Annotated in this window: 11 protein-coding genes; 10 read left to right on the plus strand and 1 reads right to left on the minus strand. The window is 32.1% G+C overall.

Features of this window, described 5'->3' with window-relative positions:
• The first annotated feature begins 7 nt into the window (after positions 1-7).
• The 9 genes from B0M43_RS22440 to B0M43_RS22480 all read left to right on the plus strand — a co-directional run bounded on the left by B0M43_RS22440 (position 8) and on the right by B0M43_RS22480 (position 10359).
• Positions 8-520, plus strand: a complete 513-nt coding sequence (locus B0M43_RS22440) for a HyaD/HybD family hydrogenase maturation endopeptidase (RefSeq protein WP_078005472.1) — start codon at positions 8-10, stop codon at positions 518-520.
• Between the two features lie 4 nt (positions 521-524).
• Positions 525-2798: a carbamoyltransferase HypF gene (hypF, locus tag B0M43_RS22445; RefSeq protein ID WP_168199979.1), complete on the plus strand. Its 2274-nt coding sequence runs from the start codon at positions 525-527 to the stop codon at positions 2796-2798.
• A 3-nt stretch (positions 2799-2801) separates the two neighbouring features.
• The gene (locus tag B0M43_RS22450) at positions 2802-3428 is read left to right on the plus strand and encodes an FKBP-type peptidyl-prolyl cis-trans isomerase (RefSeq protein WP_078005474.1); all 627 of its coding nucleotides are present in this window, start codon (positions 2802-2804) and stop codon (positions 3426-3428) included.
• Between the two features lies 1 nt (position 3429).
• Positions 3430-4506, plus strand: a complete 1077-nt coding sequence (hypD, locus tag B0M43_RS22455) for a hydrogenase formation protein HypD (RefSeq protein WP_078005475.1) — start codon at positions 3430-3432, stop codon at positions 4504-4506.
• Between the two features lie 8 nt (positions 4507-4514).
• The gene (locus B0M43_RS22460; RefSeq protein WP_078005476.1) at positions 4515-5231 is read left to right on the plus strand and encodes a sulfite exporter TauE/SafE family protein; all 717 of its coding nucleotides are present in this window, start codon (positions 4515-4517) and stop codon (positions 5229-5231) included.
• Positions 5232-5583: 352 nt separating this feature from the next.
• Positions 5584-5826: a response regulator transcription factor gene (locus B0M43_RS22465; RefSeq protein ID WP_078005477.1), complete on the plus strand. Its 243-nt coding sequence runs from the start codon at positions 5584-5586 to the stop codon at positions 5824-5826.
• 194 nt (positions 5827-6020) lie between these two features.
• Positions 6021-7733, plus strand: coding sequence for a hypothetical protein (locus B0M43_RS22470; protein WP_078005478.1), 1713 nt, complete (start codon positions 6021-6023; stop codon positions 7731-7733).
• 232 nt (positions 7734-7965) lie between these two features.
• Positions 7966-8397, plus strand: a complete 432-nt coding sequence (locus B0M43_RS22475) for a hypothetical protein (protein ID WP_078005479.1) — start codon at positions 7966-7968, stop codon at positions 8395-8397.
• Positions 8398-8577: 180 nt separating this feature from the next.
• Positions 8578-10359, plus strand: coding sequence for a long-chain fatty acid--CoA ligase (locus tag B0M43_RS22480; RefSeq protein ID WP_078005480.1), 1782 nt, complete (start codon positions 8578-8580; stop codon positions 10357-10359).
• Between the two features lie 90 nt (positions 10360-10449).
• On the opposite strand, the gene B0M43_RS22485 is transcribed toward B0M43_RS22480, so the two are convergent.
• Positions 10450-11028 (minus strand): hypothetical protein, encoded by a 579-nt coding sequence (locus tag B0M43_RS22485; protein ID WP_078005481.1) that lies wholly within the window; start codon positions 11026-11028, stop codon positions 10450-10452.
• Positions 11029-12161: 1133 nt separating this feature from the next.
• On the opposite strand from B0M43_RS22485, the gene B0M43_RS22490 reads away from it, so the two are divergent.
• Entirely contained in the window at positions 12162-15254 is a 3093-nt protein-coding gene (locus B0M43_RS22490) for a DUF6493 family protein (protein WP_078005482.1), read from the plus strand.
• Positions 15255-15260: the final 6 nt, after the last annotated feature.

Here is a 15260-nt window from a genome sequence, read left to right on the forward strand (position 1 = left end):
GAGATAAATGCAAGAAGAAATTATGACAAGAAAACTAGATGCTTTTCATTCTGATGGAAATGAAGTTTTAGTACTTGGAATTGGTAATTATTTGATGGGTGATGAAGGTGTTGGCGTACATTTTTTAAACAGAATCGATAAAACCTTATTTCCGGAAGACACCTCTTTTATTGATGGCGGAACAGGCGGTTTCACATTAATCCCCTACATCGAAAATCATAAAAAAGTAATTATTGTTGATGCAACGATGGACAATAAGGAAGAAGGAACCATTACACTTTTGAAACCGCGTTTTTCTGATGACTTCCCTATTTCGTTAAGCGGACATAACTTTGGCTTAAAAGACATGGTTGAGATCTTGTCTATGCTGGATACTATGCCGGAAATTTATTTATACACCATTACCATTTTAAAAATGGAACCCATGTCTATGAAGCTTTCGCCAAAGGTAGATGCTGCCATAGAAAAAGTGACAACACAGATTGTCCAGCAAATAGAAAATTTTAAAATTAATACTTAGTTCCTTGAAACCTTCATTTCAAATAATAATTTCAGGCAGTGTACAAGGTGTTGGCTTTCGGCCTTTTGTATATAATTTGGCCATTAAACTAAATTTAAAAGGTTATGTTTCTAATAATGAATTTGGAGTACTAATAGTACTGCAGGAAAATGAAAAAACTGCAACTGATTTTTTAAACGAAATAAAAAGAAAACATCCAAAAAATGCAAAAATAACCGGTATTCAAATTTCAGAAGTTGTATTACAAGAAAAATTTGATTCCTTTTTTATAAAACCAACAGAGAAAAACATCTGTATTAATTCGCCTTTGACCCCTGATTTTGCTATATGCAAAAATTGCAAAGAAGAAATTTTAGACCCTCAAAACAGCCGCTTCTACTATCCTTTTATCAGTTGCACATCCTGTGGGCCAAGATATGCTATTGCTGAAAAATTTCCTTTTGAAAGGGAAAATACCAGTATGAATGAATTTAAAATGTGTGATTCCTGTCTTGAAGAATACAACAATCCTGCAGACAGACGTTTTCACTCACAAACCAACTCCTGTCCGGATTGTGGGGTTCAGGTTTCATTTACAGATAATACCGGAGCTATTATTTCAGGTTCGAATAAGGAAATTTTCGAAAACATTTCAGAAAAATTAAGTGAAGGAAAAATCATTGCTGTAAAAAACACTTCGGGTTATTTACTGCTTTGTGATGCTACAAATTCCGAAGCTGTTCAGGAATTACGAAACAGAAAAAAACGTTTGACAAAGCCTTTCGCCGTTCTGTTTCCAGATGCAAAACAGATTGAAAATTATTTGTTTTGTCATAAAACAGAGAAGAATTTACTTAAATCTACTCAGGCACCAATTGTAATTTTAACCCTAAAAAAGCAAATCGACTTAGCGATAGATCAAATAGCTCCAAACATGAAAACCATTGGAGTGATGCTTCCCAATTCTGGAGTTTTACATTTAATTTCTAATTTATTTCAAAAACCTCTAATAGCTACCAGTGGAAATTTTAACGGGTCATCTATTTTTTCAGATGAAAACGAGGCTGTAAAAACATTGAATCCTATAGCAGATTATTATTTGCATCATGATCTTGAAATTCAAAATTCTCAGGATGACTCGGTAATTAAATTTTCGCGAAAAAATAAGCAAAAAATTATCCTGCGTCATGCAAGAGGTTTTGCTCCCAATATTGATTTTTCTATTTTACAAAACAATCCTGAACAATTACTTTGTTTAGGTGCAACTTTAAAAAACACCATCACTATTACTACCCATAATCAGGTTTACATGAGTGAGTATATTGGTGATTTACTCAATTTTGACACCTACAATAGATTTGAAAGAAAAATAAAAAATTACGAACATTTTTTTGATTTTTCTCCAAAAAAAGTGGTTTGCGACCAGCATCCTAATTATGAAAATAACAACATAATAACCTCATTTGTAAATAAGGATAAAACTGTAGCCACCATAAAAGTTCAGCATCATGAAGCTCACTTTGCAGCTATTTTGAGCGAAAAAAAACTTTGGAAAAGATCTAAAATATTAGGAGTAGTTTGGGATGGATCCGGATTTGGAAGTGATACGGAAATATTTGGGGGCGAATTTTTTGAATACGATCATAACAGCATAAACAGAATTGGACATTTGGAATATTTTCCCTGGATTTTAGGGGATCAAATGGCTAAAAATCCTAAAATGGCTGCATTGTCTATAAGTAAAAGCAGTAGCTACTTTCAATCTTTTTTTAATAAAAATGAATTAAAAATTTATTCTAAACACATCAAAAACAGCACTATAAAAACGTCCTCAATGGGAAGATTAATTGATGCAGTTGCTTTTACATTGGGATTTAAGAATTCTATTTTATTTGAAGCGGAAGCCGGAATGTATTTAGAAAACTTAGCCCAGCAAGCTTTTAATAAATCAGAATTAAAATTAAAGGATTATTTAAAAGATGAAAAAATAACGAATTTAATTCCTGCAAAAAAACTTCTTTTACAAGTTGCTAAAGAAGTTCAGCATAACAAAGATTTAGAAATAATCGCTTTAAACTTTCATTTTACGTTGGTGAGATGTATCGAAAAAGTCGCCTGTTTTTCAAAATCAAAAGAAATAGCTTTTAGCGGAGGTGTTTTTCAAAACTCAATACTTATCGATTTAATTATTGATCATCTCAAACCTAAATTCAAATTACATTTTCATGAAACACTTTCACCAAACGACGAAAATATTTCTTTTGGACAACTCAATCATTATTTACATTTAAAAAAATAAGCTATGGATATTCTTGAATTATTAGGGAACATTGGTAAAACAGAAGAAAAAGACAAAATTTCGTACTCAGCTGGCGTTGTAATGGCTTTGAGCCTTAAAGATATTGGCTTTGATGAAATTAAATATGAAGATTATACAGACGGAATGAGATCTGTACTTGAGAAATCTACTGAGAAAATTTCGCCTAAACGTTCTATTGAAATTTTTAATAATTACGTAGCGCTTTTACAGGAAGAATTAAAAGTAAAAAATGCAGCAATTGGAAAACCTTTTTTAGAAAAAAACGCAAAAAGAGAAGGCATTGTTACGTTGGCAAGCGGTTTACAATATGAAATTTTAGCAGAAGGAAGAGGACAAATCCCCAAAATTACAGATACTATAGATGTTATTTATGAGGGGTATTTACTCAATAAAGATGTTTTTGATTCTACTAAAGAAACCGGGCCTCAAAAAATGCGCATTTTACAAACTTTAACCGGCTGGAAGGAAGCTCTGCAATTAATGCCTGAAGGTTCCCGCTGGAAAATTTATATTCCGCATGATTTAGCATATGGGCATATTGGAGCACCACCGATGATTCAGCCTAATTCGACTTTAATTTTCATAATTGAACTTTTAAATATAGTCTAAAATGAAATATCTGTCTGAATATCGAAATCCTGAATTGGTCAAACATTATATAAACGAAATTCATAGGATAACGACAAAACCATGGAATATCATGGAAATTTGTGGAGGACAGACACATGCACTAGTCAAAAACGGATTACTGGATTTGCTGCCAAAAAACATCAGAATGATTCATGGTCCTGGCTGTCCGGTTTGTGTTACTCCTATTTCATTAATCAATAAAGCGATTGAGTTAATGCATCAGGGTGTCATCATGTGTTCGTTTGGAGATATGATAAGAGTTCCCGGATCATCAAAAAGTTTGTTGCAGGCAAAGGCAGAAGGCGGAGAATTACGTATTTTATATTCTCCTCTTGAAGCTGTAAATATTGCTGCAAAAAATCCAGACCGTGAAGTTGTATTTTTTGCTGTTGGTTTTGAAACTACCGCCCCGAGCAATGCATTAGCGGTGATGCATGCGCAAAAACTGGGTTTGACGAATTTTAGTTTGTTAGTTTCTCATGTTTTGGTTCCACCTGCAATGGAAGCAATTTTATCTGATGAATTTTGCATCATTAATGCGTTTTTAGGAGCAGGACATGTTTGCACAATTGTTGGCCTTGAAGAATATTATCCTATTGCAGAAAAATACAAAATCCCGATCGTAGTTTCCGGATTTGAACCTGCCGATATCGTTCAGGCTATTTATCATGCCGTACTTCAATTAGAACAAGGAAAATATGAGGTAGAAAATCAATATACACGATTGGTAAAAGAAGAAGGAAATGTAAAAGCCAAAGAAGTTGTAAATACTATTTTTACAATAGGTAATCAGGAATGGCGAGGTATTGGAACAATAGAAAACAGCGGACTGGTTTTAAGAGAAGCCTATAAAATGTATGACGCCAACGTAAAGTTTACCATAAAAACAAGCAATGAAAAAACAGACGGACTTTGTATAGCGGGACAAATTTTAACGGGAAATAAAAAACCCAATCAATGTCCTGAATTCGGTAAAAAATGCAAACCTTCTAATCCTTTGGGAGCGCCAATGGTTTCTTCTGAAGGTGCTTGTGCTGCCTACTTTAATTATCAATAAAACTCATAATGATCGGATTTTTAATTACGGTGTATGCCGGACTCGAACATGCCTTTGAAGCTGATCATTTACTGGCTGTCAATAATCTCGTTACTAACAGAAATAAGATTAAAGATGCGCTAAAAGATGGCATATTTTGGGGAATTGGGCATACCTCAACTATTTTTATGGTTGGTATTATTATGATTGGTTTTAAGATTTCGATCAGCGAAAATATTTTTAGTTATCTTGAAGCAGTAGTGGGATTGATGTTAATTATTTTAGGAACCATTCGTTTATTCAAATTATTATACAAAAAACGACATTCACATACCTATTCTCACAGTCATTCACACATACACAGCAACGGACTTACGCATACGCATATGCACACCCATACTTACTTTCACTCCCATCCTATCGTCTCTTTTCAGCACAAACATTATGACACTTCTAAAAATTATAAAGCTGCCTTTGGTGTAGGTTTGGTTCATGGACTGGCCGGAAGCGGATCTTTAGTGATTCTGGTTATTTCGCAAATGAAAACACCTCTGGAAGGTTTGATGTATATTTTAGTTTTTGGTGTAGGATCTATTCTGGGGATGTTTATCGCATCCGGATTATTTAGTATTCCGTTTACTAGGAGCATTCTTAGATCTCAAAAATTACAATATGCATTAATTATAATTTCTTCTGTAATTTGTATTGTTTTTGGATTTAAAATCATCTACACTAATTTAATTTAGGGCTTAAAACCCTATTCTATCCTAAATCTAAAAGGTTCTAAGACTAATTCAATAATATCTTAGGGTGCCATAAAAAGCTTATTTTTTTAATATTTATATAAAAGAATTGATAGTTAAAGAGCTTAATCGTTACTTTTCCTACTCTTTTTAAATCTGATTTTAAGAAAAACTATTGAAAAATCAGTTTTCGACAGAGTAATATTCTATTTGCTTGATGAGCGTAATAATTAACCTATTGAAAAATGTTAAAGTAAAAAAATACACATTCAAAAACATCTAAAAACAGGTGTTTTTACGCGTTAATTTAAATGCTTTTTTTTAGTACTTTTAGAATCCACAAATACAACTCTGTATGGATTCTAAGAATCAAAGTTATATTGAAAAACAAAAATCTCACTATTTAAATCAATTCACTAAAAGGGAAATTGATATAATCAAATATATCGGAGATGGCTTAAATAATACCGAAATAGGGCAAAAACTCTTTATTAGTACACTTACAGTAAAAAAACATCGCAATAATATCTTGGTAAAATCAAATTGCAAAAACACTGCGCAACTTATCAAACAAACTGTTCTTCAGGGTTTAATATAATTCTTCATTTTTGATAAATACATCTTTTGGAGTATTTCACAGTCTTAAACAAATGTTAAATTTGTAAATATTATTTGATAGAAATTACAATTTACCAGATAGAAATGTTAATAATTTTAATCCCGGTAATCGTTTTAATTTTTTGTGCAAAATCTATAAATAGACCTTAATACAAATCCAAAAACAAATCAATTATGAAAAAACTACTACAATTAATCGTCTTTCTCAGTTTTGCCCCATTTAGCTGGGCACAAATTACAGATCCAGAAAAGAAGTCCTTAGAACAATTATCTGCTGATTTTGCAAAAATTAATATTAGCTATCAAGCTGAGATAGCAAAACTAACTAATTTAAAAAGTTCAATTTCTGAAAATTCTGACCCAACATCTTTATCAAAAACATTATCAGATCAATTAGAAGAAAGTAAAAAATACAAACTCCAATTAGACTCTATCTACGAATTATACCTTAGTTATAAAAAAATTTATTTAAGTAAAGGAATTAAAGAAGATGACATCGATAAAATATTCCCTCAACGATATACTATTTCTAACACTAAAAATTCAGAAAACATTCCTGACACTAAAACATATATTTATTTTGGAAAAGGAAAAGTAATAGAGGAAAAAGATAGTTTATTCAAAAATGAAAATGCCAATATAATTTTTGAAGACATTCTTAATGCAAAAAGCGAATCTTACCTTGGAGACTTTACTATTCCAAAAAATGAACAAAAAGTTCCTTATGAATATGTTACAAGAGAGCGTGGCTTTCTAAAGAAAAAACAAAAAACAAAAGCTCAAAGTTATTTAAAGTTTAAAAGTATTAAAATTCATTTGTATGAAGGAAGTTTATATGATATTAAACTGATTGTAACAGATAACAACAACAAAGAATATCTATTTGAAAACCAACACCCTGTAAGTTTACTAAGATATTCAATAAGAAATTTCAACCGCTTTTTATATTGTAATCCAATTGAAATAGAAAGTCCTTTAGAAAAAGTTACAGACGAAAATAAACTTCTATATTATCAAATTAGGCTTTCTGATGTTCTAGAATATGTTGCAAATCCCGGCAATAATTATGTGCCTGAAGACGAAGTTTTAGAATTTCCATCAATAATAAAAGATGTAGAAACAAATAAAAATCAACCTGTCAAATATAAAATGATAGCTAATACAGCACTACAAAATATTGTTGAATTACGTACTTATACCGATTTTTTAGGACTATTTAGTGATGATACTCCAAATGGAGTTATACAATTAGAAGGTAAGGGTGATTTTTATGTAGCTCCTTTTAATCCAAATAACACAACTTTATATATTTTTAAAAAAATTTCCCCCTTCGTAAATTTTTCCAGAATTGATAAAGACATTAGAAATTTAACACTTGAGGAAGCTCCGGATAATAAGTTTACAATTCAAAATTCTTTACAGATAGTAGAAAAATCATACTTACAAATGGGACTAAATCTAAGTTTTATTTCTTTTAAAATTGCTAAAGAATATCCTTTTGAGATTAATTTTTATGGTACTACAAAATATCAAATATCAGACGTTATGAGTGAAAACAAAGCCGTAAATTATAAATCTTTAGGCATTGGTGGAGGTATTGCTCTCGAATTTAAAAGATATAATAATTTTGGTTTTATCTATTCCGCAGAATTAACAAATTATAATTCAAAAAGCTTTAATGATTTTAAAGATATAATTAACCCTGCATCATTTTTAGTTTTTCAAAATAAGGCAGAAGTATATTTTTTTCCAGGTGAGACTAAACAGCAAGCAATCTTTTTAAGATTTAAAACATTTAATAATTCCGAAAAAGATAATAATGAAGCTTTTTATCAATTACAATTCGGATATAGATTTTCCATAGGAATAGGAAAAATTAAAGATTAATATTTTTTTATTAATATAACAACTAAATCGTTTGATTTGTAAAGAATCAAACGATTTGTTATTTAATAGGAAATCATTATTTATTCGACATCTTTTTTATAATGAAACAAAAACTAAATAAATTCATTCTTGTATTTTGGATTCATTATTCTATAGAAATTTAAAGTATATTCGCCAAAAAAATTATGCCACTGATTTTTTTTGCATCCAAAAACAATTAAACCTACATAGAATGAAATCTTTACATTTATTACTTATTACGTTATTTTTTGTTGCTGCACAATCTCATGCCCAGGTGCATGTAGATCAAATTACATACAATGGTCGTGATCATTATATTACCACTACAATTGGTTATCCTGTTCCCGGAACTTATATTCCTACAGGACAAAAAGCGCCAAGCACAATTTTAAATCCCGACGGTACCGGTGTTATCCAGGCAGACGATTTAAGTAAAACTAAGATCAACTGGGGAATTGAATGTACAGATGAAGGAATTCCGGTTTTTAAGGAAGGTTTCAATAGTGCATCTTACACATTTTGGTACAGAACAAATGATAGCGATGCATGGATTTATTCTCAATTTTCTATTCATTTTGCCAAGAAAAAAATGTTTTTAATGGGAGAAAGAGTAAAAGAATATGTGGATTATAACGTTCAGTAATTTTTCATAAAATTTAGTCCCTGAAATAAACATTTCTTGGTATTTCAAAAAATTACTACAAAAAAGAAAACGTTTTCGTAAATTTTCTATAATACCTATAATTTTTCCCATAAAATTTTATAAAATTAAAAATCATACCTAATTTTTATTTAATTTGCGGTAAAATTCAATATATTAAACATGGTTTCAATCACACGACTTTTTGATTTTCCCTATTATCAACAAGAAACTTACAACCTTCCAGTTGCCTTAGCAACCAAAAAAAACGGCGTCTGGGAAAAAACTTCTAGCCAGGAATATATTGCAAAAGCAAATGCTATTTCGAGAGCATTATTACGTATAGGCGTTCAAAAAGATGATAAAATTGCTTTAATCACTTCAAACAATCGTACCGAATGGAATATCATGGATATTGGTATTTTGCAAACCGGTGCACAAAACGTCCCTATTTATCCCACAATTGCCGAAGAAGATTACGAATATATATTAAATCATAGCGGAAGTATTTACTGTTTTGTATCTGATGAAGAAGTACTTAACAAAGTAAATGCAATAAAAGCAAATGTCCCACAATTAAAAGAGGTTTATTCTTTTAATGAAATTGCAGGATGCAAACACTGGACTGAGTTATTGACACTTGGCGAAGATGAGAGCAATCAGAATGAAGTTGAAGCCAGAAAAGACAGTATTAAAACGGATGATTTAGCTACCATTATTTATACATCAGGAACAACAGGAAGACCTAAAGGTGTAATGCTTTCGCACCAAAATATTGTGTCGAATGTTTTAGACAGTGCGCCAAGAATTCCGTTTGATCCGGGAAAAAGTACTGCTTTGAGTTTCTTGCCTATTTGCCATATTTTTGAAAGAATGATTTTGTATATCTATCAATATTATGGTGTATCTGTCTATTTTGGAGAATCGATTGATAAAATCAGTGATAACTTAAAAGAAGTTCGTCCTACAGTGATTACAGCTGTACCAAGACTTTTAGAGAAAGTGTACGATAAAATTTATGCCAAAGGTGGTGAACTAACCGGTATCAAGAAAAAACTATTTTTCTGGGCCATCGATTTAGGTTTAAGATACGAGCCATACGGAGCCAATGGTTTTTGGTATGAATTTCAGTTGAAAATTGCACGAAAACTTATTTTCAGTAAATGGAAAGAAGGTTTAGGAGGAAATTTAGAATTAATGGTTTCCGGAAGTGCTGCTTTACAACCGCGCTTAACGAGAGTTTTTGCTGCTGCCGAAATTCCGGTTATGGAAGGTTACGGTTTATCTGAAACTTCTCCAGTAATTGCTGTAAACGATCAAAGAAACAAAGGTTTCAAGATTGGAACGGTTGGTAAAGTAATTCGCAATGTTGAAGTAAAAATTGCTCAGGATGGAGAAATTCTTTGTAAAGGACCAAATGTAATGTTAGGTTATTTTAAAGATCCTGAAAAAACTGCCGAAGCTTTGCAGGACGGATATTTTCATACAGGAGATATTGGTGAAATTGACAGCGAAGGTTTCCTTAAAATTACAGATCGTAAAAAAGAAATGTTTAAAACTTCGGGCGGAAAATATATTGCTCCTCAATTGATTGAAAATGCGATGAAACAATCTCGTTTTATTGAACAAATCATGGTAATTGGTGATGGAGAAAAAATGCCTGCCGCTTTTATTCAGCCTAATTTTGATTTCGTAAAAGAATGGGCAAGATTACATAAAGTAACTTTAGGAAGCAGCAATGCAGAAATTAGTTCAAATGCCGATGTCATTAAGCGTATCGACGAAGAAGTAGAGAAAATCAATGAGAAATTTGGTCACTGGGAAAAAATCAAACGTTTTGAGCTTACCCCTGATGTTTGGTCTATCGATGGCGGACAATTGACTCCAACATTAAAATTAAAGCGTAAAATTATTAAAGAAATTTACAAAGATCTTTACGCTAAAATATATGGTCAGAATTCATAATCAAAATAATATAACCAAACGAAAACGGCTGTCTCATAAGACAGCCGTTTTTTATTTCACGAAGATTTCCTTCAGTTGACAAATGAGTATCTAACCACTCGAAAACCGGATTGCTTTTTCCGGATAACTCTTTTGATCTCCTTTTTTAGAGAACAGAGTGGCGAAATTTGAAAAAAGACGTTTTTTTCCAGCATATTCTCCTGACTTTTCATTTTCTGCAAAAGCGGCTATTTTTCTGATCTTTTTCTCTGCTTCAACAGCTGTCTTAGTATTGTAGCTGTTTTCAACTTGTCTTGCATCTTCCATTCTACACGCTTTATTAAAGTTTTTAAACGGACGTGGTTGAAAATCAACCATAACTGCAGTCAGATTTATTGCATCAATATTCGACGGATCTGTTTCTCCTTTCAAGAAGGTTTCAATAGGTCTGAACTTGTCTTTTTGATCCTTAAATTTCTTCTTTTTCGTGTAATCAAAATCTATAGAAAATAAATTTCTAAAAACATTTAAGTCTTCCTGACTTACACCATTCTCGAAAATAAGCCAACAGAAATCACGTAGTTTTCCACGAGATGGACTGTACAAATAATCAAAGTATTCACCTTCTTTTTCGATCTCGTATTTTTTTCTAATCTCTTTTTTGTATCTATCTAATGTATTGTTGTTCATGGTATATTTTTTGTTTTATTTAATTCATTTTTAATTTGCCACTAAGGCACTAATCTTTATTTTTTTAATTGCCACAAAGGATCAAAGACACTAAGTTTTTTTACTTAGTCAATATTTTGTCTGCTCCTCACAAAGACGCCAGATCTTTAATCCAATTCTTTATAAAAAATCTTTGGGCCTTCGTGCCTTCGTGGCAAAACTTTACTTTTTAAGCATAAAAAAAGCACCCGATTAAAGGTGCTTCATGAGATTTGAGTAAGACATATTTATCCTACTGCCATTCATGCACCTGTATTGTAAAACATCCAGAAACGAATCCTGGGGCTTGTAATGCTGCGTTATATGAGTTATATTTAAAATCCATTTTATTTGTTGTATTGTATTTTTAAATCATTGTTGTTTGAAATTTTATCTTCAAATTTCTTCGACAAAGATATAGTTGAAAAGATCAATTATCCAAATCATTTTTAATATTTATTTTACTGATTTTCAATTAGTTAAACCAATAAAAAGCATAGAAATGGCTGTCCGCATACTTGTGCAGATTCTTATTTTTATCAATTGACTGTCTATCATCAAATTACTTTTCAAGAGTATAATTCCTTAATTAGTCGTATCATGTAACATTTCATCTATTATTATTTTAATTTTTTTTAGTTAAAAGTTATTTTTTATCATTTTCTATCCTACTAAGCAATATAAATTATCATCCTGAACGATTCCGACCCTATCGGAAAAGTGTCGCGCTTCGACTTCTCTCAGTGTACAAAAACAAAAAAAGCGCCCCAAAAAGGACGCTTTTATATATTTATGTTGAGTTTGTAACTACAATTTACACTTCAATTCATTAAAATACATATTACATCCTGAACCTTCAGCCGAGATAAATCCGGCTAAACGATCACTATATTGTCTTACTGACAGATTGATATATATGTGTTTTGTTTCCATTTCAGGACCAAATGTACAATATATTTTAACATTTGCATAGTATTCGCACTGAAATATTTATAAGACAGTGATCAATTTTAACCTAAATTTTCCCTTAAAAAAGCCTATAAACCTTAATAATTTTATATTTTTGAGAATATACGCACGCATTATTTTTTATCAAATTCAGTCTTTAAAATACCATGAAAAAATATTTAAAATACATAGACGGAAATTCTGATAAGTTTTGGCAAATTGAAGTTACAGGATTAGAATACACTGTGACTTACGGCAAAAACGGAACATCGGGAACTTCTCAAACCAAATCATTTTCTACAGACGAAGAATGTCTGAAATCAGCAGAAAAAATACTGGCCGAAAAAGTAAAAAAAGGATATTCAGAAACTGGTGATGTTGCTGTAGCTTCAAAACCTAAAACCGCAAAAAGCGCAAAATCTGATGAAGTTCTGGAAGAATATGACGCAATTGTAAAATCTAAAAATATAGATTTGCTATTGCCTTTCCTGAAAGAAAAATCAAAAGGAAATATTGAAGCTCTAAAAAAACTGATCAAGAAAAGTAAACGTTATTTTATGACCTATACTGATCTTACCAAAGATCCGGGTTATGTAAAAAAAGACAAACACGATTATGGTTGGGGAACCCGCGGCGATAAAAAACAAAGTGATATTATTACCCTAAGTGCCATCGCCCTATTTGATAAAGCAGATATCAATTCCTGGGATGAAGCTTTGAGCTTACTGAACGAAATTGATGAAAAGCCTCAGGTGATGGAGGTTTTATTATGGGCAAAACCAAACTGGCTTGATACTTTTATTTTAGACAAAGTAAAAAGGCAAGATTGGGTGGGATTTAATTATCATACGCTGCGCCAACTCGAAGAGCAGCATTTATTAGTATTCAATCCTGAATTATACGCTTTGACACTTGCCGCAACAAATGAATGGCGTGCCAAAATGAAGACCAGAAGGTTCATTAATAATTCATTAAATGATCAACTAACCTGGAAAAGGGATATTCCTGAATTGTTTAATTATGAAACGATTCTGCACAACAGTTTCTTTAGGGAAAACGACAAACAGAAACATGATGAATTCCAGACCTGGGCCGTTATTTACAAATCTTTATTAGACGAAAAAAAGATGGAACGTGCGTTTTTTATCGAAAATGCTATCCAGATTCAAACCAAAGAATGGAACAATAACCTCAAATCTTTCTTTAGAAAAAGAATCGAAGAATTTAATGTTACTGCCGATGAACTTATTCTTTACCAGGAAAATATTTTCTCTTTTCTACACAATCCGTATCCGCCTATAACGAGTTACGGAATTGAACTGATCAAGAAAATTTACGATCATCCAAAATTCAAAACCAAATCATTTCTCGAATGGCTTGAACCGCTTATGATGCGCAGCGATTGTAAAGCAGCTATTAAAAACGTTTTACCAATTCTCGAGAAAATAAATAAATCAAACCCAAAACTAAGCGCCACTATATCATCCATTATTGCCGATGTTTATGTGATTGCTGATCTGGCTTTGCAGGAACGTGCTACCAAAATTATTACCAAAATTGCGAACGTAAAAGATAAAGTGCTAAAAGAGAAATTATCCTCATACGTAACGCTGATGCAGGGAAATATCAAATCAGGATTAACCCAGTTTTTAGACGAAGATGCGCTGGCTGTCGATGATGCTGCTCATGAAGAATATACATTCGAACCTCAACAAGAATTATTGCTTACAGAAGAAGTTCAGTTGCCAAAGGATTGGAACGATGTCGTTTTTCAGTTTGGAAATTTCATCAATTCAGAAGAAACGGTAGATTCAGAAATTCTACTGAACATTTATATCTCGCAACGTGATTTGTTTCCGGCAGATTATAGCGCGCAATTGCAGCCTTATGAAAAACAATTGCAGAAACATTATTTTGAAGCAACTCACAAAAATTTCGTGAAGGCATTTTTACAATCTAAAATCGCCAACATCGATAATAAATTCAATAGTAAAGTCAATCATTATTCAAAGATTATTACCACTTTGTTAATGCAGCCTTTAATGGAAAAAGTACAGCAAAAAATAGATTCCAATTCTACTTTGCCCCTGCTCTCTTTCCCCAGTCATAAACCGTATTGGGTTGCTCCAAAAGTTTTGTTAGAAAGGGTTATTGCGTACCAAAATACAAAGGAAGAAATTGACGCTGTCGATCTGGCTATTGCAATTGCCCGTATGCCCAGAGAAAATGTTGAAGAAGCCATTCCGTTATTGGATAAGATCGAAGGTGAACTCAAACCCTTATTATCGTTTTGTCTGGGCGTAAATGAGAAAGTCGAATTAGACGATACTTCTCTGTTCTCGAAACTATTGGCAACAATGGGAAAAACGACCAAAGAAACCGGAAACCTATCGCTTTGGGCGGTTGCAGCAAGAACATTTTATCCTAACGATACTTTCCCTGAATTTGAGAATACATATCTAAAAGAGATTCCGTTTGTGGTATCTCCTTTTAAACCTAAGGTCGAGTTTAAGGAAAAATGGAACGAATGGACGAATTATCAAACCAAAGAAAAAGAACGAACACCATCCTGGTATGAACTAGGATTTGATTTGCCTAATTATTCTAAAATCCCCAATTATTTGCTGTACAGCCAGGATGTTTACAAGCGATCAAACACTTGGGATTATAATATCAATTATGCCGGAAACACCTATTTCTGGCACAGTCTTACCCCGCAAAACTCCGATGCTCTCGCGTTGACTTTATTGCACAATTGTAATATTGCCGATGGAGCAAAACCGGAATTAAAAGGATTTCTGGACGTTATCAACCGACCAGAGTTTAGATTCTCAGACATTAGCCTGCTTTTATATGCCTGCTGTTTCTTTCAGGAAAAGAAGGATTTACGATTAATGGCTTCAGAAGTTTTGATTCATCTTATCGAAAAACAAACTATTGATATCGAACTTTTTGCTCAGAAAATAGCGTATCTCGCCACCGAAAAATATGGTGTATTTTTAAGATTGGTCGACGGATTAATTGCCATAAAAGATGTTTCGCCATTGCACAATAATGCTTTATTGAAGTTGTTAAACGCTTTCTTTGCCAATCTTGATTTAAAAGATAAATTGCCAACCAACTTCAAGAAAATAATAGAAAACTATCTTGATATTTTAACCAAAACCAATCAGAAACCATCTGCGGAAGCCATTGTTTTCTTCGAAAAATGGAAAGATAATGCATCGCTTAAATCATTGATTAAGCAAATTTTAAAATAAAGAAAA

This window comes from Flavobacterium sp. KBS0721 (genome assembly GCF_002007065.3).
Lineage (GTDB): Bacteria > Bacteroidota > Bacteroidia > Flavobacteriales > Flavobacteriaceae > Flavobacterium > Flavobacterium piscis.

Coding starts and splice junctions, on each gene's coding strand:
- B0M43_RS22440 (WP_078005472.1), top strand. CDS start 8: ATGCAAGAAGAAATTATGACAAGAAAACTAGATGCTTTTCATTCTGAT.
- B0M43_RS22450 (WP_078005474.1), top strand. CDS start 2,802: ATGGATATTCTTGAATTATTAGGGAACATTGGTAAAACAGAAGAAAAA.
- hypD (WP_078005475.1), top strand. CDS start 3,430: ATGAAATATCTGTCTGAATATCGAAATCCTGAATTGGTCAAACATTAT.
- B0M43_RS22460 (WP_078005476.1), top strand. CDS start 4,515: ATGATCGGATTTTTAATTACGGTGTATGCCGGACTCGAACATGCCTTT.
- B0M43_RS22465 (WP_078005477.1), top strand. CDS start 5,584: ATGGATTCTAAGAATCAAAGTTATATTGAAAAACAAAAATCTCACTAT.
- B0M43_RS22470 (WP_078005478.1), top strand. CDS start 6,021: ATGAAAAAACTACTACAATTAATCGTCTTTCTCAGTTTTGCCCCATTT.
- B0M43_RS22475 (WP_078005479.1), top strand. CDS start 7,966: ATGAAATCTTTACATTTATTACTTATTACGTTATTTTTTGTTGCTGCA.
- B0M43_RS22480 (WP_078005480.1), top strand. CDS start 8,578: ATGGTTTCAATCACACGACTTTTTGATTTTCCCTATTATCAACAAGAA.
- B0M43_RS22485 (WP_078005481.1), bottom strand. CDS start 11,028: ATGAACAACAATACATTAGATAGATACAAAAAAGAGATTAGAAAAAAA.
- B0M43_RS22490 (WP_078005482.1), top strand. CDS start 12,162: ATGAAAAAATATTTAAAATACATAGACGGAAATTCTGATAAGTTTTGG.